Below are 17,651 nucleotides of genomic sequence, written 5' to 3' on the forward strand. Positions count from 1 at the left end.
CGTGTACCGAAGAGACAGAGGCAACAGCAGTTAACCAGAATGATAGAAGAGAACCCGTTTGTGACGGATCAGGAACTTACACGCCAATTGAAGGTGAGTATTCAGACGATTCGTCTTGACAGGCTGGAACTTGGAATACCCGAACTTCGGGAGCGGATGAAACTGATGGCAGAGCTCTCGTATGATCAGGTACGCTCGTTGCCCTTGCATGAGATTATCGGTGATATTGTGGATCTGCAACTGGATAAGAGCGGGATTTCCCTGTTTGAGATTAAGGAAGAACACGTGTTTTCCAGAACAGGGATTGCACGCGGACACTATGTCTTTGCGCAGGCCAACTCCTTGGCTGTAGCGATTATTAATGACGAGATCGCGTTGACTGCATCAGCAGACATTCGCTTTGTCCGTTCGGTTCATTTGGGAGAGAAATGTATTGCAAAGGCTTATGTGAGATCGATTCCGGGTCAAAAGGGCAAAGCCAAAGTGGAAGTATTCACTTATGTAGGTGAAGAAATGGTGTTTCAAGGCAACTTTGTAATCTACCATTCAGGTGGAGAAGACAGCGGAGAAGGAGGTCATTTGGAATGAAAATCGTCATTGATGCCATGGGAGGCGACAATGCACCTGCATCAACGGTAGAAGGTGCGATTGCCGCAGCCACGGAATGGGCGGATACACAGATCGTCCTGATCGGCGATGAAGCCAAGCTGGAGCCTCTTTTGAGTCAGTCAGGTGTGAGACCTGCCAATCTTACGGTCCGGCATGCTTCCGAAGTTATTGGTTCGGATGATGAACCCGTCAAAGCAGTGCGTCGCAAAAAGGATGCCTCCATGGTGGTCGCAGGCCGCATGCTGAAAGAGGGCGAAGCGGACGCGATGATCTCGGCGGGCAATACTGGAGCGCTCATGACAGCGGGTTTGCTTGTTGTAGGTCGCATGGAAGGCATTGAACGTCCGGCGCTTGCGCCTATGATTCCAACGATTGATGATGTAGGTGTGCTTGCGCTGGATCTAGGAGCGAATATGGATGCCAAACCGGAGCACCTTGCACAATATGGCCTGATGGGCAGTTTGTATCGGCAAAAAGTACAGGGCATTGAGTCCCCACGAGTGGGCTTGCTCAATGTAGGAACAGAGCCAGGCAAAGGAAATGAGTTGACCAAACATGCATACCCTTTACTGGAACAACTCCCAATTCGTTTTGTCGGTAATGTTGAGGCACGTGATGTGCTGACTGGTGCTTGTGATGTGCTTGTATGTGACGGTTTTGCAGGGAATATCCTGCTGAAGTCGCTGGAAGGCACAGCAGGTGCCATTTTCGCCTTGCTTAAGGAACAATTTTCATCTTCACTCAAAAGTAAACTGGCTGCAGCTGTACTAATGCCTGAGCTGCGTGGGTTGAAACGAAAGCTGGATTATACGGAGCATGGCGGAGCGCCACTCCTCGGTTTGAGCAGACTGGTTGTGAAAAGTCATGGATCTGCTGATGGCAATGCCATCAAAAATGCTGTGCGCCAAGCTCGGATTGCAGTGCAGAATCAGCTGGTAGAGAGCATATCTAAGGAAATTAGCGGGAAGTGAGTGACGATATGAATAATTTGCGCCCAGTAGGGGTTATTGGTACAGGGAAATATGTGCCTGAGAAAATTTTGACAAATAGCGATCTGGAGAAAATGGTCGATACCAATGACGAGTGGATCGTCAGTCGTACAGGAATCAAAGAGCGTCACATCGCTGCACCCGATCAGGCAACTTCTGATCTGGCATATGAAGCGGCTATTAAAGCCCTTGAATCTGCAGGCATGACAGGCAGTGATCTTGATCTGATTATTGTTGCAACCATTACCCCGGATTCTTCGTTCCCATCGACAGCCTGCATCTTGCAGGACAAATTGGGCGCAAAAGGTGCCGCGGCATTTGATCTGTCGGCTGCTTGTTCCGGATTTGTATACGGGTTGGCTAGTGCTACGAGCTTCATCCAAAGCGGTATGTACAACAATGCACTTGTGATTGGTGCGGACTGCTTGTCTCGTATTACGGATTATACAGACCGTAACACATGTGTCCTCTTTGGTGATGGAGCAGGCGCGGTAGTCGTTGGTGAAGTTCCGGAAGGTCGCGGATTCAAAGCATTCGATCTCGGTGCCGAAGGTGCTGGCGGTAGTCTTCTTCAGATGGAAGGCGGCGGTTCCCGTCTGCCTGCTACTGCAGAGACCGTTGAAAATAAAAAACATTACATCAACATGAACGGTCGTGAAGTGTTTAAGTTTGCGGTACGTGTCATGGGGACGGCTACCATTGAGGTATTACGCAAGGCTGGTATGGAGCGTACGGATGTGGATCTGTTTGTTCCTCACCAAGCGAATATTCGAATTATCCAATCTGCGATGCAACGCCTTGAACTTCCTGAAGAAAAGGTTGTAGTCAACGTGGATAAGTATGCAAACACATCAGCTGCTTCCATCCCGCTTGCTCTGGTAGAAGCAGCGGAGGAAGGTCGAATGAAAGCCGGAGATACCGTTCTGATGGTTGGATTCGGTGGCGGTTTGACATGGGGTGCATCGGTACTCGTTTGGTAAAATAGACATCTGGGAGATGAATGAGATGGGTAAAATAGCATTTGTATTTCCCGGACAGGGATCACAGGCTGTAGGCATGGCCAAGGACGCGTATGAGTCCGTGCCTGCGGCAACCGAAATTTTTCGTGCAGCAGATGAAACATTGGGTTTCTCGCTGAGCAACCTTGTATTTGAAGGACCGGAGACCGAGTTGAAACAGACATCAAATACACAACCGGCTCTGTTGACAGCAAGTATTGCCTTGCTTGAAGCTTTCAAAGAAAAAGGGATTCAGCCTGACTATACAGCTGGACACAGTCTGGGAGAATACAGTGCACTGGTGGCAGCGGGCGTTCTTTCGTTTGCTGACGCAGTGAGCACTGTGCGGGCACGTGGTCAGTATATGGAACAGGCAGTACCGGGTGGACAAGGAGCGATGGCTGCTGTGTTGGGTGCGGATCGGGAAGCGCTGGGGGTGCTTTGCCGTGACGTATCTGAAAGTGGTCATGCGGTTGAACTTGCCAACATTAATTGTCCGGGACAAATCGTCATTTCTGGTGTGAAGGAAGGCGTAGCTGCTGTCGCGGAACGAGTGAAAGAAGCAGGCGGTAAACGCGCCATTGCATTGGAAGTAAGTGGTCCGTTCCACTCTTCATTGATGAAGGGTGCAGCTGAGAAGCTGGCAGAGAAACTGAAAACCGTTACGTTCTCACCGGCAGCGGTCCCTGTAGTCGCTAATGTGACTGCAAGACCTGCAGAGGATGGACAGGTTCAGGATTTGTTGACAGCTCAGGTCTATTCTCCTGTATTATGGGAAGACAGTGTGACATGGCTTATTGAGCAAGGCGTGGATACGTTCATCGAGATTGGATCTGGCAGTGTATTGACTGGTTTGATTAAAAAAACAGATAAAACCGTAAAACTGTACAATGTGAACAGTCTTGAAACGCTCGAAGCAACGGCAAGTGAATTAGAAGGAATTATATGAGTTAAACTAAAATTTTTACACGAGAACGGAGAGGACAGAAAAAAACTGAAGAAGCGGAACGTTCGCCTAAAAGCTTTCTGAAAGAAAGCTACATCGGAAGCATACGCTATCACCGGATTTTCCCTTTATAAAAGGGAATCAAAAAAATCTGGGGATAACAGCGATCGGAAGTTTATTCTGTCATCGGAGTGGCAAGTGTAAACATTCTTTGGTTGAACTGATATAGATTTGGGGAAAGGAGGAATGATTATGTCTAAACCATTAGAAGGTAAAAATGCACTCGTTACCGGGGCATCCCGGGGCATTGGGCGAAGTATTGCACTGGCACTTGCAGAAGCTGGAGCGAACGTAGCCGTGAATTATGCGGGTAGCCAAGCGGCAGCTGAGGAAGTGGCGGAAGCGATTCGTGCCAAAGGAGTTAAGGCGATTACACTTCAAGCCAATGTTGGCCTGATGGATGAAGCTGAACAAATGGTCAAAGCTACACTCGAAGCATGGGGCAACGTTGATATTCTGGTGAACAATGCTGGAATTACCCGTGATAATCTGATCATGCGTATGAAAGAGGAAGAATTCGATCAGGTTATTGAAACCAATCTCAAAGGTGTGTTTAACTGCCTTAAGGCGGTTACACGTCCAATGATGAAACAACGGTCGGGAAGAATTATCAATATCTCCTCGGTTGTAGGTGTGCTCGGTAATGCTGGACAAGCGAACTATGTTGCTGCCAAAGCAGGAGTCATTGGCCTGACAAAGGCATCTGCTCGTGAACTGGCTTCTCGTGGAATCACAGTTAACTGTGTTGCACCAGGATTCATTGAGACAGATATGACAAAAGAGTTGTCCCAGGAGCTGGTGGACGGTATGCTAAGTGGTATTCCGTTGTCCCGTTTGGGTCAGCCGGATGAAATCGCCGGTGTAGTCACTTTCCTGGCTTCACAGGCTTCATCTTATATGACAGGGCAGACGCTGCATGTCGATGGTGGCATGTACATGTAATTCTTCCCAGACTTGAACAATAGTCGGGGAACAGGCGCTGGACGATCCGAAATGCCGGAAAAAGGCCGGGTTCCCCGGCCGGGAGCCGCATATGTCTTCTATGGCATTTTGCCTGCGATTCTCGTATAATACCAAAGAAGGAGGTGAACCGGATGTCCGATGTATTGGAGCGTGTAAAACGCATCGTCGTCGACCGCTTGGGCGCAGACGAAGCTGAAGTTACACTTGAAGCATCTTTCAAAGAAGATTTGGGTGCTGATTCTTTGGATGTAGTGGAATTGGTCATGGAATTGGAAGATGAATTTGATTTGGAAATCTCTGATGAAGATGCAGAAAAAATCACGACCGTAGGTGAAGTTGTAAACTACATACAATCTCATACCTAAAGTCATTTTTAGTCCCGCACATGTTTTCGAACAGGCGGGACTTCTCATCATTCATTGGTTTTTCTCATTCCGCAAGCAGCTCTACTCAAGCAAGCCTATCTTGGTTGAGTAGATGTCTGTTTGCGGATATTCCCACAAAATACTTGCGTAATGCAGTCGATATAGAGGTGACTCGGTTTGAAACAAAGAGTAGTAATTACCGGAATGGGCGTAATGACATCGCTCGGAAAAGATTTGGAAACGTTCTGGGGCAGTTTAATGGCAGGAAAGTCCGGAATTTCTCAGATTGAGGCGTTTGATGTTAGTGAATACACGACACAGATTGCAGCCGAGATCAAGGATTTCAACCCGGAAGAATATATGGATCGCAAGGATGCTCGCAAAATGGACCGTTTTGTACAGTTCGCTGTGGCAGCCGGCTTCAAAGCCGTTGAAGACAGTGGTCTGAAAATTAACGAGAATATTGATGCAGAGCGTTTCGGTGTATCCATCGGATCAGGTATTGGTGGATTGGGTACGTGGGAGGACCAACATAATGCATTGTTGCAAAAAGGTCCAAAACGGGTAAGCCCATTCTTTATTCCCATGATGATCTCCAACATGGCTTCAGGCCAAATGTCTATTTCCCTTGGTGCCAAAGGTCCTAACATTAACGTTGTTACCGCTTGTGCAACAGGTACACACTCCATCGGAGATTCCTTCAAGCTGATTGCCAATGGTGATGCAGATGCCATGATCTGTGGTGGTGCGGAAGCAACAATCAGACCAACGGGTCTTGCAGGGTTCTGTGCGATGCGCGCAATGTCTACACGTAATGATGATCCTGCGAAGTCAAGCCGTCCTTTTGATACAGAACGTGATGGTTTTGTTATGGGCGAAGGCGCTGGTGTTATGATTCTGGAATCCCTGGAGCATGCTCAAAAACGTGGTGCACGCATTTATGGTGAAGTGATCGGTTACGGTCTGACAGGTGATGCACATCACATGACAGAACCAGATCCGGACGGAGCAGCACGTTGCATGAAGATGGCACTTCGTAATGCGGGCATTGAGCCTGAAGAAGTGGACTACATTAATGCACACGGAACTTCGACGCCTGTAGGCGACAGATCCGAAACGCTTGCGATCAAAAAGGCGTTTGGTGATCATGCGTACAAGCTTGCCGTGAGTTCCACTAAATCCATGACGGGCCACATGCTGGGCGCTGCTGGTGGTGTAGAGGCGGTTATCTGCGGATTGTCACTGACACATCAGACACTGGCTCCAACGATCAATCTGGAAAATCAGGACCCGGAATGTGATCTGGATTATGTACCAAATGTTCCACGTCAAACCAAAGTTAATATTGCCATGTCCAATTCATTTGGATTCGGCGGTCACAATGCCACCATTATTCTCAAAAAATTTGAAGCATAAGGGGCTAGTTCGTTTGAGTGAAGATCTGAAGCAGTTACAACATAAACTTCAAATCAAATTTGACAACAGGCAGCTTTTAAAACAAGCGTTTACCCATGCTTCTTATGTAAACGAACACCGGTTCAGTCAGCATCAGGACAACGAGCGTCTGGAATTTCTGGGCGATGCCGTGCTGGAACTGACTGTATCGGAGTACTTGTATCATTTGTATCCTAACCGTCCGGAAGGTGAATTAACTAAGCTGCGGGCATCCATTGTCTGTGAGCCTTCCCTCGTCAAATTTGCTGAAGCGTTGGGTTTTGGGCAGTATGTACTTCTTGGTAAAGGTGAGGAACTAACTGGAGGACGGACACGGCCGGCTCTGCTGGCAGATGTGTTTGAATCTTTCATTGGTGCATTGTATCTGGATCAGGGGCTTGCGCCTGTTCGGACATTTCTTGATCAGCATGTCTTCCCATTAATTGTATTGGGCAGCAAGCTGCAAATGAGTGATTACAAAACGGAACTGCAGGAACTTACTCAGCATCACAATATGGGAGCTTTGGAATACCGTATCGTTGAGGAACGGGGACCTGCCCATGAACGTGAGTTTGTCTCGGAGGTCCATATGGGTCAAGAAAGGCTTGGCAGAGGTACAGGACGTTCCAAAAAGGAAGCGGAACAACAGGCTGCATCTGCAGCACTTGATCGACTGAAGCTTCCGGAAGCCGGAGCTTAACCGATAGCGCATAGACAAACGAAGAGCAAAGAGCAGCCCGCGGGTCCGCCCCGGCGGAAGTAATCGGCCGGACTGCTTTTTGCTCTTTTTTTTGTAAAGAGGTTCAGGAGAAGGTTACCTGATCGTTAACTAAATAAGTGAACTTTATTTTAGTTCAATTTATTTAGGCGCTGGAATGCAATACTTGAAATTTGCAAGAGGAGGTGACGAGAAACCCTATGTTTTTAAAACGGATTGAATTGGGTGGATTCAAGTCATTCGCCGACAAAACGGAGATGGAGTTCGTTCGTGGCATTACGGCTGTTGTAGGTCCGAACGGAAGTGGAAAGAGTAATATATCGGACGGAATCCGCTGGGTTCTGGGGGAACAAAGTGCCAAGTCGCTGCGTGGTGGCAAGATGGAAGATATCATCTTTGCAGGCAGTGACGCACGGAAAGCCGTTAATTTCGGTGAGGTGTCGCTAACGCTTGATAACGAGGATCACGCACTTGCATTGGATTTCGGTGAGGTGACAGTGACTCGTCGTGTACATCGCAGCGGAGATAGTGAATATTTTATTAACAAACAATCTTGTCGTTTGAAGGATATCACGGAGTTGTTTATGGATACCGGCATTGGTAAGGAAGCCTACTCGATTATTGGACAGGGGCGAATCGAAGAGATTCTGAGTACCCGTTCAGAGGATCGCAGAGGTATCTTTGAAGAAGCTTCAGGTATCGTTAAATATAAATCCCGCAAGCGGGATGCGACGCGCAAACTGGATGAGACAGAGCAGAATTTGCTGCGTATTCATGATCTGGTGACTGAACTGGAAGATCAGATTGGACCGCTAAAGGAACAATCAGAGAAAGCGATCCACTATAAGGAACTTCGTTCACAGCTCAAATCACAAGAGATCTCCATGTATGTGTACCAGATCGAACAGATTCATGCTTCCTGGAGTAAGGCAAACGAGCGCCTGCAATCGCTAAAACAGGAAGAGGTTGGACTCGCAGCGATTGTCTCTACGCATGATGCCAAGCTGGAAAATGATCGGAATGCGCTGCGTATCCTGGAAACAGAGACAGAGCAACTGCAAGCCGCTTTATTGCAATTCAGTGAAGCGACAGAGAAAAGTGAAGGGCTTGGAGAATTGCTCAAGGAGCGCTCCCACCATCTGCAAACAAATCAGGAGCAGCTCAAAGTAACACTTGCCGCCAGTGAAGAGAGACATCGCGAACGGGAAACCGAGCTGCTTGCACTGCGTGAGAAGTTTGGCAAACTTGAGCATGAACTGAATGATGTGAGAAATCAGTTGTCCCAAGAAGAAGCCAAACTCATCGGTGTCACAGGTGGCATTAGTCAACAGCAAGAGGAAAGCCTCAAAGGCAACTTGCTGGAACTGATGAATCAGATGGCTCAGACACGCAATGAAATTCGTTATGTGGATCAGCAGAAAGAAACGCTGGAGCGCAGAATGAATCGCGCGGCTGAGGAATCGGGCAAATGGGAAGATCAAAAAGAGACACTGGAAAGTCGTAAAGCGGACATTGAGAAAAAAGTTGTTCGTTTGGGCAAAGAAATCAGTGATCTACGTGGTGGATACATTACGGAAAGTGAACGACTCCAGTCGCTGCAGAAGCTGCTCGAAGAAAGTCGGGGTACGGTCCGTAAATGGGAACAGAAGCGTGAAGCTCAAGTTTCCCGCCGCGATACGATGAAAGAGATGCAGGATGATTTTGACGGATTCATGCTGGGTGTCAAGGAGGTTCTCAAGGCTTCACGTAAAGGTACGCTGAGCGGTGTTCATGGAGCTGTGGCTGAACTCGTAAAAGTTCCCGAGAAGATCGAACTTGCGGTAGAAACAGCAATGGGAGCATCCTTGCAGCATGTGGTCATGGAAAATGAATCAGTTTCCAGACAGGCAATTGCTTTTCTGAAGCAACGCCAGTTGGGGCGTGCAACGTTCCTGCCTCTGGATGTCATTCGTCCTCGTGCCATTGGAGCGGCTGAACGTTCTATGATTGAAGGTATGGAGGGTTTTGTGGGGATTGGTGCTGATCTTGTACAATTCGAATCCAAATATGCTTCAATCATTGGTAGCTTGCTCGGTAATGTTATTATTGCCGAAACGTTGGAGGTCGCCAATAAAATTGCGGCTCGCTGTCAGTATCGTTTCCGGGTTGTGACGCTTGAAGGTGACGTGGTCAATGCGGGTGGTTCCATGACAGGTGGTAGCCAGCACAAGAAAAATGTGAGTCTGCTCAGCCGGAAACGGCAACTAGACCAGCTCGACCAGGATATTTTGGATACGGAAAATCAAATCGTGAAACTGCATCGCAGTGTGGATGATGTAAAAGTCCAACTGGAACAGTGTCAGGACAAACTGGATGAACTTCGTCAGTCCGGTGATGATACCCGAAATGCAGAACAGCAGGCTTCGATGGAAATGAAACAGGTAGAGCATGAGCTTCGCCATGTGCTTGAACAGGTTGCTGTTGCCGGGCAGGAGAAGAGCGGCTTTACCGAAGAGATCAAAGAGCTGGATACGGCTCGGATCGTCGCTGTGAAGAAGCTGGAGCAGCTTGAAGAGGAAGAAAAAGCGACTCATCGTGCCATTCATGCAGCCGAGTTTGCTCGGAAAGCCAATGAATCTGCGAAGGAAGAATTGCAGAGCCAACTCACCGAATTGAAAGTGCGTGAAGGCAAGCTGGATCAGGAGCGATTCTCCAATGGAGAACAATTGCGACGTCTGGAGCGGGAAGTAGAGTCGCTGGTGAAAGATCTTCGTCAGAATCGCACGTTGCTGGCTTCGATGGAAGCAGATCTCAAGAAAACACAGACCGAGAGTGTTAAACAGATTGAAGATCTGAACCAGTATAAGCTGAAAAAAGCGGAAGCTTCTCAGGATCTGGACTTCAAACGTGCTGCCCGAAGTGAGTTATCGAAAAAGCTTGAGCTTGCCGAGAGCGAAACGAAGGAACAGCGCACGCAGTTAAAAGCTGTGGAAGAGCAGATGCGACAGACGGAAATTTCCGTGAACCGGCTGGATGTTGAGCTGGAAAATATACTGCGAAAACTGACGGATGAATACGAACTGGGTTATGAACTGGCCAAAGAGCGTTATCCTGTGCCGGAAGACGTGGAGCATACACAGGCAGAGGTACAGAAGCTGAAGCGCAGTATATCAGCCCTAGGTGATGTGAACCTGGGAGCGATTGAAGAGTTCCAGCGAGTCAATGAGCGATACGAGTTCCTGAGTGAACAGAAGAATGACCTGGTGGAAGCTAAAACAACGTTGTATCAGGTTATTCGGGAAATGGAAGACGAGATGGCGAAGCGATTCAAGATCACGTTTGATGCCATCCGCCGTGAGTTCGGTACCGTGTTTAGCAAGCTGTTTGGCGGGGGACGTGCTGACCTTGTTCTGATGGACCCGGAGCGCTTGCTTGAAACGGGAATAGATATCGTGGCTCAGCCACCAGGCAAGAAACTGCAAAACCTGCAACTGTTATCCGGTGGGGAGCGGGCTTTGACGGCGATGGCTTTATTATTTGCTATTCTGCATGTCAAACCGGTACCATTCTGCGTGTTGGATGAAGTAGAGGCAGCACTGGACGAAGCTAACGTGGTACGTTTTGCCCAGTACTTGCGTGAATTCTCCGAACAGACACAGTTTATCGTTGTTACCCATCGTAAAGGTACGATGGAAGAGGCAGATGTGCTGTACGGTGTTACAATGGAAGAGGGCGGTGTATCCAAGCTCGTTTCGGTTAAACTGGAAGATGAGGAAGCAGTAATTGCCTGATCTGATCCAAACCTGCGAGACAAACGAACTCATTGTAATCATTGAAAATCATTCAGATTGAGCATTTTTGCAAAACCGCTTAGATTATGTACACGATGGAGGGGCTTTATGAGTTTTTTTAAAAAGCTTAGAGACAGCATTGCAAGCAAAACGGAGTCGGTCACTAAACAGTTTAAGGATGGATTGGAAAAGACACGTAAAGGGTTAGTGGAAAAAGTGTCGGATCTCGTAATCCGTCGCAAAAAAATCGATGAAGAGTTCTATGAAGAACTGGAAGAGATTTTGATCGGAGCAGACGTTGGTGTGAATACAGTCATGAATCTGATCGAAGACCTGCGCGTTGAGGTGAAAAAACGCAAAATTGAGGATGCGGCTGAGCTGCAGCCTGTATTGTCCGAGAAACTGACGGGTCTTCTTCGCGGTGAACAGAATAACGAATTGAAAATGAACCCGGATGGCATTACCGTCATTTTGTTTGTTGGTGTTAACGGTGTTGGTAAAACAACAACGATTGGCAAGCTGGCACATCGATTTAAACAACAAGGTAAAAAAGTCATCATGGCAGCTGGAGATACGTTCCGTGCCGGAGCCATTGAACAGCTGGAAGTATGGGGGCAACGTGCCGGTGTCGATGTGATCAAACAGCAATCTGGTTCTGATCCAGCAGCGGTTATGTATGATGCGGTACAGGCAGCGAAACAACGGGGTGCGGATGTTCTGCTCTGTGATACAGCAGGTCGTCTGCAAAACAAATCGAACCTGATGGACGAGCTTAACAAGATCTATCGTGTCATTCAACGTGAAATTCCGGATGCTCCGCATGAAGTACTGATGGTACTGGATGCAACAACAGGTCAAAATGCTTTGAACCAGGCTAAACTTTTCGGTGAGAAAAGCGGTGTAACAGGCCTCGTACTGACGAAACTGGATGGAACAGCTAAAGGCGGGATCGTTGTTGCGATCCGTCAGGAGCTGGACTTGCCTGTGAAGCTCGTAGGACTGGGTGAGAAAATTGATGATCTGCAGCCGTTTGATTCGGAGCAATTTGTGCATGCTTTGTTCGCCGGATTGATCCAGGAACAGCCAGCGGAAAGTGCTGAAGAAGAGGAAGCTAATTCCTAGAATCATTAATAATAGAATGAATTAATGATGTTAACCGTATTGCCAGTGATATACGTGATAAGTGTCACGTGTAATGTCGCTGGCAATACGTGTATAATGGAGGAATAAAGCAGGCAATGTTAAAGGGTTAGAAAGGACGGTTGAAAATGGCCAATACGTATACCTATTCTCGCCGTGAAGAAGTCGCCAATGCGGTGACACATGGAATCGGCGCTGCACTCAGTGTAGCTGCACTGGTGATATTGATTGTATTTTCAAGTATGAAAGGCACGGCTTGGCATGTGGTCAGTTTTACGATCTACGGAATCACCATGCTGTTGCTCTATACAAGTTCTACACTCGTGCATGCATGGAAAGATGGAAAAGTGAAAGATTTATTTGAGATTTTCGACCATTCTTCCATTTATTTATTTATTGCGGGATCGTACACTCCGCTTTTGTTTATTGCTGTTCGCGGTACACTTGGATGGACCCTGTTTGGTATAATCTGGGGTATCGCATTATTCGGCGTGATCTTTAAGGCATTTTTTACGAAAAAGTTTCTATTCATGTCCACGATTTTCTATATTGCGATGGGCTGGCTGATCGTTATTGCCTGGCAACCTCTTATGGCGGCCATTCCTACAGGCGGCATTGTGTTGCTGGTTGCTGGAGGCCTGATGTATACACTTGGTACGCTCTTTTATGTATGGCGTGGATTTCCGTACCACCATGCGATTTGGCATCTCTTTGTGTTAGCAGGCAGTATTCTTCATTTCTTTATGGTACTGCTGTACCTGACACCACTTCGTTAGAACACCATAGACGGATGCATCTCCACGGACTGAGACGCATTCGTTTTTTCTTCTACATAGAGGTGGGTCGCAGGGACACAGATAGAATTTGCTTGTAGTGAAGAAGGGCATTAACCACCCGTTAAACATCGAAATAACGTATCATCAGAGCTGTTTTTATTGTGACAAGTATTTTTGCTTGACAACCTGATTTGTTTTAGGTATTATTAGGAACGTTGCAAGAGTGTAAAGTGTTTTTCCTTGACGAAGGGAGTGCCCCGATGTGAGTCAAGAAAATCGGCTTGAGAAGACAAACCGGATTAACTTGCTGTTTGCTTTTTATGAATTGTTACTTACCGAGAAACAGCAGACTTTTCTAAAGTATTACTTTCATGACGATTTCTCACTTGGTGAAATTGCAGCCGAGTTTGAGATCAGCCGCCAGGCGGTATACGAGCATATCAAGCGTGCCGAACAAGTGCTGGAAAATTACGAAAGCAAGCTGGGCTTGCTGGAAAAGCATGAACGGCGTAATCGCAATCTTGAAGATTTGCAAAATGCATTGGAACGCGCAGGCGTCTCCATTGATAACAACAAACAAATACACGATATCGTTGCTCAGCTTAGTGAATGATAATTGGCTGAGCGGAACGTATCGGTCTTGAAAACAGTATTAAAGCTTAAGGAGGTGGGATCATGGCATTTGAAGGATTAACGACCCGATTACAGAATGTGTTCAGCAAGCTGCGCGGCAAAGGCAAGGTGTCTGATGAAGATGTAGCCGAGGCTATGCGCGAGGTACGTCTGGCATTGCTCGAAGCGGATGTAAACTTCAAAGTGGTCAAGGAATTCATCGCCAAGGTGAAAGAGAAGGCTGTTGGCAAAGAAGTGATGGAGAGCTTCACGCCAGGAATGGTCATCATCGACATCGTTAACAAGGAACTAACGGATTTGATGGGTGGAAGCCAAGCGAAACTGGCTAAAGCGAACAAACCGCCTACGGTGCTGATGATGGTTGGTTTGCAGGGTGCTGGTAAAACAACTACATCGGGTAAACTGGCTAAAATGCTGCAAAAGCAAAACAGCAGACCATTGCTTGTTGCAGGAGATATTTATCGTCCCGCAGCGATCAAACAGTTGCAAGTACTTGGCGAGCAGATCAAAGCGCCGGTATTCACACTGGGAGATCAGACAAGCCCTGTTGAGATCGCACGTCAAGGTCTACAACATGCCAAAGATAACGGTAATGACTATGTTATTATCGATACAGCTGGACGTCTGCATGTTGATGAAGAACTTATGGAAGAACTTCGCCAGATTCACAGCGTAGTGAATCCGGATGAAGTACTGCTTGTTGTAGACAGCATGACAGGTCAGGATGCGGTTAACGTAGCAGAACACTTTAACCAGCAGCTTAATCTGACCGGGGTTGTCCTGACAAAGCTGGATGGAGATACTCGTGGTGGTGCTGCGCTTTCCGTCAAAGCAGTTACGGGTTGTCCAATCAAGTTTGCTTCCCTTGGAGAGAAACTTGACGCTTTGGAGCCGTTCCACCCGGAACGTATGGCTTCACGGATCCTCGGTATGGGTGATATGTTATCTCTGATTGAGAAAGCACAATTAAACATTGATACCGATAAAGCCAAGGAAATGGAACGGAAGATGCGTAATGCAGAATTCACGTTTGAAGATTTCCTGGAGCAGATGGATCAAGTGAAAAAGCTGGGACCAATCGATCAGATCATGGATATGATCCCCGGGATGGGCAAGATGAAACAAGCCAAGGATCTGAAGGTTGATGATAAACAGATGGGCCGGATCGAAGCGATCGTTTACTCAATGACGACCGAAGAGAAACGTAACCCGGACATGATCAACCATAGCCGCCGGAAGCGTATTGCTACCGGAAGCGGAACATCTCTGGCTGAAGTAAATCGTCTGATCAAGCAATTTGATGAGATGCGCCGCATGATGAAACAGTTCTCGGATATGATGGGACCTAAAGGCGGCGGTAAAAATAAAGCGATGAAGCAGCTTAAAGGTATGGGTAAAGGAATGAAGTTTCCTTTCCGTTGATTTAAGCGAAGCTGGATCATATACAGATTTCATTGAAGGAGGTGAATTTTCAAATGGCAGTTCGTATTCGTCTGAAACGTATGGGTGCTCACAAAGCTCCTTTCTACCGCGTAGTGGTATCGGATTCCCGTTCCCCACGTGACGGTCGTTTTATCGAGGAGATCGGTTACTACAACCCGGTTGAACAACCGGCTGTTGTTAAGATCGATGAAGATAAAGCATTGGCATGGCTTCAAAACGGTGCACAAGCATCTGACACTGTCCGCAACTTGCTTAGCAAAGCGGGCGTGATGAAGAAGTTCCACGAGTCTAAATTATCTAAATAAAGTGCTGATTCGGAGGGTCATCTATGGAAGAATTAGTAAGCATAATTGCTAAGGCTTTAGTCGATCATCCGGAAGATGTGACGGTTCGGACGGTTGAGAAAGACCGGCTTGTCGTTTATGAGTTAACTGTTCATCCTGACGATGTCGGGAAGGTAATTGGTAAACAGGGACGAATCGCGAAATCACTTCGTACGGTCGTCACATCAGCAGCAGTTAAGATGGATAAACGGGTTACCGTTGATATCATATCTTAAAGATATACGAAAGGGGGTTAGGATGCATGTCCTAGCCCCTTTTCGTGCATGCTGAACTTAATATGTTGAATTAGATATTGAATTAAAATATTTTGGGTATGAGTGACTTCGGAGCAGTGCAGGGGACGGGATCGATTCTGGAGAAGCGTTAGCGTTCGCCTTTATCACCTCATTTTCACCTTTTAAATTAAGTTCGAAAAATGAGGGGGTAACAGCGATCGAAAGAACGAACCGTCGCCGGAACGACCGTACGAGAGTCGAAGTAGCTGTTTAGTTTGATTTAATTTCGTAGGAGGAACGTATGGCAGAGTTTATGAATGTAGGTAAAATCGTTAATACGCATGGAATTCGCGGTGAGGTGAGAATCATGCCTATAACCGATTTCCCAGAAGTGCGTTTCGCGAAAAATGCAGAGTTGTTTTTCTTTACACCAGATAATCATCCAGTCATGGTTAACGTGGAATCTGCACGTTTGCATAAAAATATGTATATTCTTCGTCTGAAAGAGTATGGCAATATTAATGAAGTAGAGAAGTTTAAAGGCGGTATGGCCAAAGTGTTAAAAGAGAACCTCGCTGAGCTGGAGGAAGGTGAATACTACTTCCATCAAATCGTTGGGTGTTCGGTTATCACCGAAGAGGGTGAAACGCTTGGAACTATCTCTGAAATTTTGACTCCGGGTGCCAATGATGTATGGGTTGTCAAAACGCCAGCAGGTAAAGAAGTGCTGATTCCCGTTATTGATGATGTAGTACTTGATGTGGACATCGAAAAGCAGCAAGTGAAGATTCACCTGATGGAAGGGCTGCTGTAACATGAAAGTGGATGTATTAACACTCTTCCCGGAGATGTTTGATGGCGTATTCGGAGCAAGCATTCTGGGTAAAGCCCAAACGAAGGGGCTGGTGTCCCTCGGTGCAACCAACTTCCGTAATTATGCGACAAATAAGCACAATACGGTCGATGATGCTCCTTACGGTGGGGGTGGAGGCATGGTGCTGAAACCAGATCCGATCTTTGCTGCTGTTGAAGATGTACTGGAGCAACGCGGAGAAGCCGCGGCAACCATGAAAGCTCCACGTATTATTTTAATGTGTCCGCAAGGTGAGACGTTTACACAGAAAAAAGCAGAAGAACTTGTACAGGAAGATCATCTGATTTTTATATGTGGACATTATGAAGGTTACGATGAGCGAATTCGCGAATTTCTCGTGACGGATGAACTATCCATTGGTGATTACGTGCTCACTGGTGGGGAATTGCCTGCTATGGTTGCGATCGACAGCATCGTACGCCTTATTCCCGGTGTGCTTGGCAATGAGACAAGTGCTGTGACGGATTCATTCAGTACTGGACTCCTCGAATATCCACACTACACACGTCCACCCGAGTTTAGGGGCATGAAAGTACCGGATATGCTGTTGTCAGGACATCACCTGAACATTGAGGCATGGCGCAGAGAGCAGTCTTTGCTTCGTACGTTAGAACGTAGACCGGAGATGTTGGAAACGGCGGACTTGACGGACAAAGAACGCATTTGGTTGAAAAAGATACGCTCAAACCGTAAAAATAGTACAGAGTAAATATATCTTTTTATAGAGTTTGAAAAAGCCAACCTTGATACCAAAGGTTGGCTTTTCTTATGTGTTTTGTAAAGAAAGCTGGATATTCAATGGGTTATTCTATAAAATGGAGGTATATTTTAAAACTAAGTTTCACTAAATGAAACCAAAGGCGGTGTATGAATGACTTACAATATTATTGGTCTTGATCATATTCAGCTCGCAGCACCAGAAGGCTGTGAAGAGGAGGCACGTCATTTTTTCAATAAAGTTCTGGGCTGGACGGAGATTCCCAAACCTGAAATTCTGAGAAAACGGGGTGGTGTATGGTTCGAGTGTGGTAGACACCAAGTGCATATTGGCGTACAAAAAGATTTTATTCCCGCTACAAAAGCTCATCCGGCATTTCATGTACAACATTTGGATCAGTTGCGTGATCATCTCATTCATAACCAAATTCATATTGTCGATGACGAAGCAAGGGCAGATGAAGGTGTAAGACGTTTTTATATAAATGATCCTTTTGGCAATCGTCTTGAGTTTTTAGAGTGGGCTTAAAATCATTCGTTTAAATCGTTTAATTACGTAGGCACTTTTTTGCAGCTTTGAACATTTTTGCATGACCACATAATAGGGTTGTAAAAAACAGGGGTTTTCTTTATGGTGAACTCAGCTGGATTTGAATA

18 protein-coding genes are annotated in these 17,651 nt (G+C 46.7%); all 18 read left to right on the forward strand.

Annotated elements, in window-relative coordinates:
• Window positions 1-39: 39 nt before the first annotated feature.
• Window positions 40-588, forward strand: coding sequence for a transcription factor FapR (fapR, locus tag MHH92_RS10805; RefSeq protein WP_047842457.1), 549 nt, complete (start codon window positions 40-42; stop codon window positions 586-588).
• Window positions 585-1,580, forward strand: a complete 996-nt coding sequence (plsX, locus tag MHH92_RS10810) for a phosphate acyltransferase PlsX (protein WP_017689231.1) — start codon at window positions 585-587, stop codon at window positions 1,578-1,580. Before fapR ends, plsX begins: the two co-directional genes overlap by 4 nt.
• Before the next feature lie 8 nt (window positions 1,581-1,588).
• Window positions 1,589-2,578, forward strand: a complete 990-nt coding sequence (locus MHH92_RS10815) for a beta-ketoacyl-ACP synthase III (protein ID WP_338593790.1) — start codon at window positions 1,589-1,591, stop codon at window positions 2,576-2,578.
• Between the two features lie 25 nt (window positions 2,579-2,603).
• The gene (gene fabD / locus MHH92_RS10820; protein ID WP_340903667.1) at window positions 2,604-3,545 is read left to right on the forward strand and encodes an ACP S-malonyltransferase; all 942 of its coding nucleotides are present in this window, start codon (window positions 2,604-2,606) and stop codon (window positions 3,543-3,545) included.
• Window positions 3,546-3,794: 249 nt separating this feature from the next.
• Complete coding sequence (gene fabG / locus MHH92_RS10825; protein ID WP_017689228.1) at window positions 3,795-4,544, forward strand: 3-oxoacyl-[acyl-carrier-protein] reductase; 750 nt, start codon at window positions 3,795-3,797, stop codon at window positions 4,542-4,544.
• Between the two features lie 152 nt (window positions 4,545-4,696).
• On the forward strand, window positions 4,697-4,930 hold the full coding sequence (gene acpP, locus MHH92_RS10830; RefSeq protein ID WP_024630176.1) for an acyl carrier protein: 234 nt from the start codon (window positions 4,697-4,699) through the stop codon (window positions 4,928-4,930).
• A 177-nt stretch (window positions 4,931-5,107) separates the two neighbouring features.
• A complete protein-coding gene (gene fabF / locus MHH92_RS10835; protein WP_036609459.1) occupies window positions 5,108-6,346 on the forward strand; it encodes a beta-ketoacyl-ACP synthase II in 1,239 nt (412 codons plus the stop codon).
• A gap of 13 nt (window positions 6,347-6,359) precedes the next feature.
• Window positions 6,360-7,064, forward strand: a complete 705-nt coding sequence (gene rnc, locus MHH92_RS10840) for a ribonuclease III (protein ID WP_036670338.1) — start codon at window positions 6,360-6,362, stop codon at window positions 7,062-7,064.
• A 218-nt stretch (window positions 7,065-7,282) separates the two neighbouring features.
• The gene (smc, locus tag MHH92_RS10845; RefSeq protein ID WP_076249832.1) at window positions 7,283-10,852 is read left to right on the forward strand and encodes a chromosome segregation protein SMC; all 3,570 of its coding nucleotides are present in this window, start codon (window positions 7,283-7,285) and stop codon (window positions 10,850-10,852) included.
• 108 nt (window positions 10,853-10,960) lie between these two features.
• The gene (gene ftsY / locus MHH92_RS10850; RefSeq protein WP_036609455.1) at window positions 10,961-11,974 is read left to right on the forward strand and encodes a signal recognition particle-docking protein FtsY; all 1,014 of its coding nucleotides are present in this window, start codon (window positions 10,961-10,963) and stop codon (window positions 11,972-11,974) included.
• 146 nt (window positions 11,975-12,120) lie between these two features.
• The gene (gene trhA, locus MHH92_RS10855) at window positions 12,121-12,768 is read left to right on the forward strand and encodes a PAQR family membrane homeostasis protein TrhA (RefSeq protein ID WP_017689222.1); all 648 of its coding nucleotides are present in this window, start codon (window positions 12,121-12,123) and stop codon (window positions 12,766-12,768) included.
• Window positions 12,769-13,030: 262 nt separating this feature from the next.
• On the forward strand, window positions 13,031-13,381 hold the full coding sequence (gene ylxM, locus MHH92_RS10860; RefSeq protein WP_017689221.1) for a YlxM family DNA-binding protein: 351 nt from the start codon (window positions 13,031-13,033) through the stop codon (window positions 13,379-13,381).
• 62 nt (window positions 13,382-13,443) lie between these two features.
• Window positions 13,444-14,823 (forward strand): signal recognition particle protein, encoded by a 1,380-nt coding sequence (gene ffh / locus MHH92_RS10865; RefSeq protein WP_017689220.1) that lies wholly within the window; start codon window positions 13,444-13,446, stop codon window positions 14,821-14,823.
• 53 nt (window positions 14,824-14,876) lie between these two features.
• A complete protein-coding gene (gene rpsP, locus MHH92_RS10870; protein ID WP_017689219.1) occupies window positions 14,877-15,149 on the forward strand; it encodes a 30S ribosomal protein S16 in 273 nt (90 codons plus the stop codon).
• A 23-nt stretch (window positions 15,150-15,172) separates the two neighbouring features.
• Window positions 15,173-15,403 (forward strand): KH domain-containing protein, encoded by a 231-nt coding sequence (locus MHH92_RS10875; protein WP_017689218.1) that lies wholly within the window; start codon window positions 15,173-15,175, stop codon window positions 15,401-15,403.
• Between the two features lie 301 nt (window positions 15,404-15,704).
• Window positions 15,705-16,217 (forward strand): ribosome maturation factor RimM, encoded by a 513-nt coding sequence (gene rimM, locus MHH92_RS10880; RefSeq protein WP_340903682.1) that lies wholly within the window; start codon window positions 15,705-15,707, stop codon window positions 16,215-16,217.
• Window position 16,218: 1 nt separating this feature from the next.
• Window positions 16,219-16,986 (forward strand): tRNA (guanosine(37)-N1)-methyltransferase TrmD, encoded by a 768-nt coding sequence (gene trmD, locus MHH92_RS10885; RefSeq protein WP_211081668.1) that lies wholly within the window; start codon window positions 16,219-16,221, stop codon window positions 16,984-16,986.
• 162 nt (window positions 16,987-17,148) lie between these two features.
• Window positions 17,149-17,523, forward strand: coding sequence for a VOC family protein (locus tag MHH92_RS10890; protein WP_340903685.1), 375 nt, complete (start codon window positions 17,149-17,151; stop codon window positions 17,521-17,523).
• Window positions 17,524-17,651 lie beyond the last annotated feature (128 nt).

Origin of the sequence: Paenibacillus sp. FSL M7-1414 (assembly GCF_038003195.1) — a bacterium.
GTDB lineage: Bacteria > Bacillota > Bacilli > Paenibacillales > Paenibacillaceae > Paenibacillus > Paenibacillus amylolyticus.

Coding starts and splice junctions, on each gene's coding strand:
- trmD (WP_211081668.1), top strand. CDS start 16,219: ATGAAAGTGGATGTATTAACACTCTTCCCGGAGATGTTTGATGGCGTA.
- fabD (WP_340903667.1), top strand. CDS start 2,604: ATGGGTAAAATAGCATTTGTATTTCCCGGACAGGGATCACAGGCTGTA.
- smc (WP_076249832.1), top strand. CDS start 7,283: ATGTTTTTAAAACGGATTGAATTGGGTGGATTCAAGTCATTCGCCGAC.
- fapR (WP_047842457.1), top strand. CDS start 40: ATGATAGAAGAGAACCCGTTTGTGACGGATCAGGAACTTACACGCCAA.
- MHH92_RS10815 (WP_338593790.1), top strand. CDS start 1,589: ATGAATAATTTGCGCCCAGTAGGGGTTATTGGTACAGGGAAATATGTG.
- trhA (WP_017689222.1), top strand. CDS start 12,121: ATGGCCAATACGTATACCTATTCTCGCCGTGAAGAAGTCGCCAATGCG.
- plsX (WP_017689231.1), top strand. CDS start 585: ATGAAAATCGTCATTGATGCCATGGGAGGCGACAATGCACCTGCATCA.
- fabG (WP_017689228.1), top strand. CDS start 3,795: ATGTCTAAACCATTAGAAGGTAAAAATGCACTCGTTACCGGGGCATCC.
- ftsY (WP_036609455.1), top strand. CDS start 10,961: ATGAGTTTTTTTAAAAAGCTTAGAGACAGCATTGCAAGCAAAACGGAG.
- ffh (WP_017689220.1), top strand. CDS start 13,444: ATGGCATTTGAAGGATTAACGACCCGATTACAGAATGTGTTCAGCAAG.
- acpP (WP_024630176.1), top strand. CDS start 4,697: ATGTCCGATGTATTGGAGCGTGTAAAACGCATCGTCGTCGACCGCTTG.
- MHH92_RS10875 (WP_017689218.1), top strand. CDS start 15,173: ATGGAAGAATTAGTAAGCATAATTGCTAAGGCTTTAGTCGATCATCCG.
- MHH92_RS10890 (WP_340903685.1), top strand. CDS start 17,149: ATGACTTACAATATTATTGGTCTTGATCATATTCAGCTCGCAGCACCA.
- rimM (WP_340903682.1), top strand. CDS start 15,705: ATGGCAGAGTTTATGAATGTAGGTAAAATCGTTAATACGCATGGAATT.
- rpsP (WP_017689219.1), top strand. CDS start 14,877: ATGGCAGTTCGTATTCGTCTGAAACGTATGGGTGCTCACAAAGCTCCT.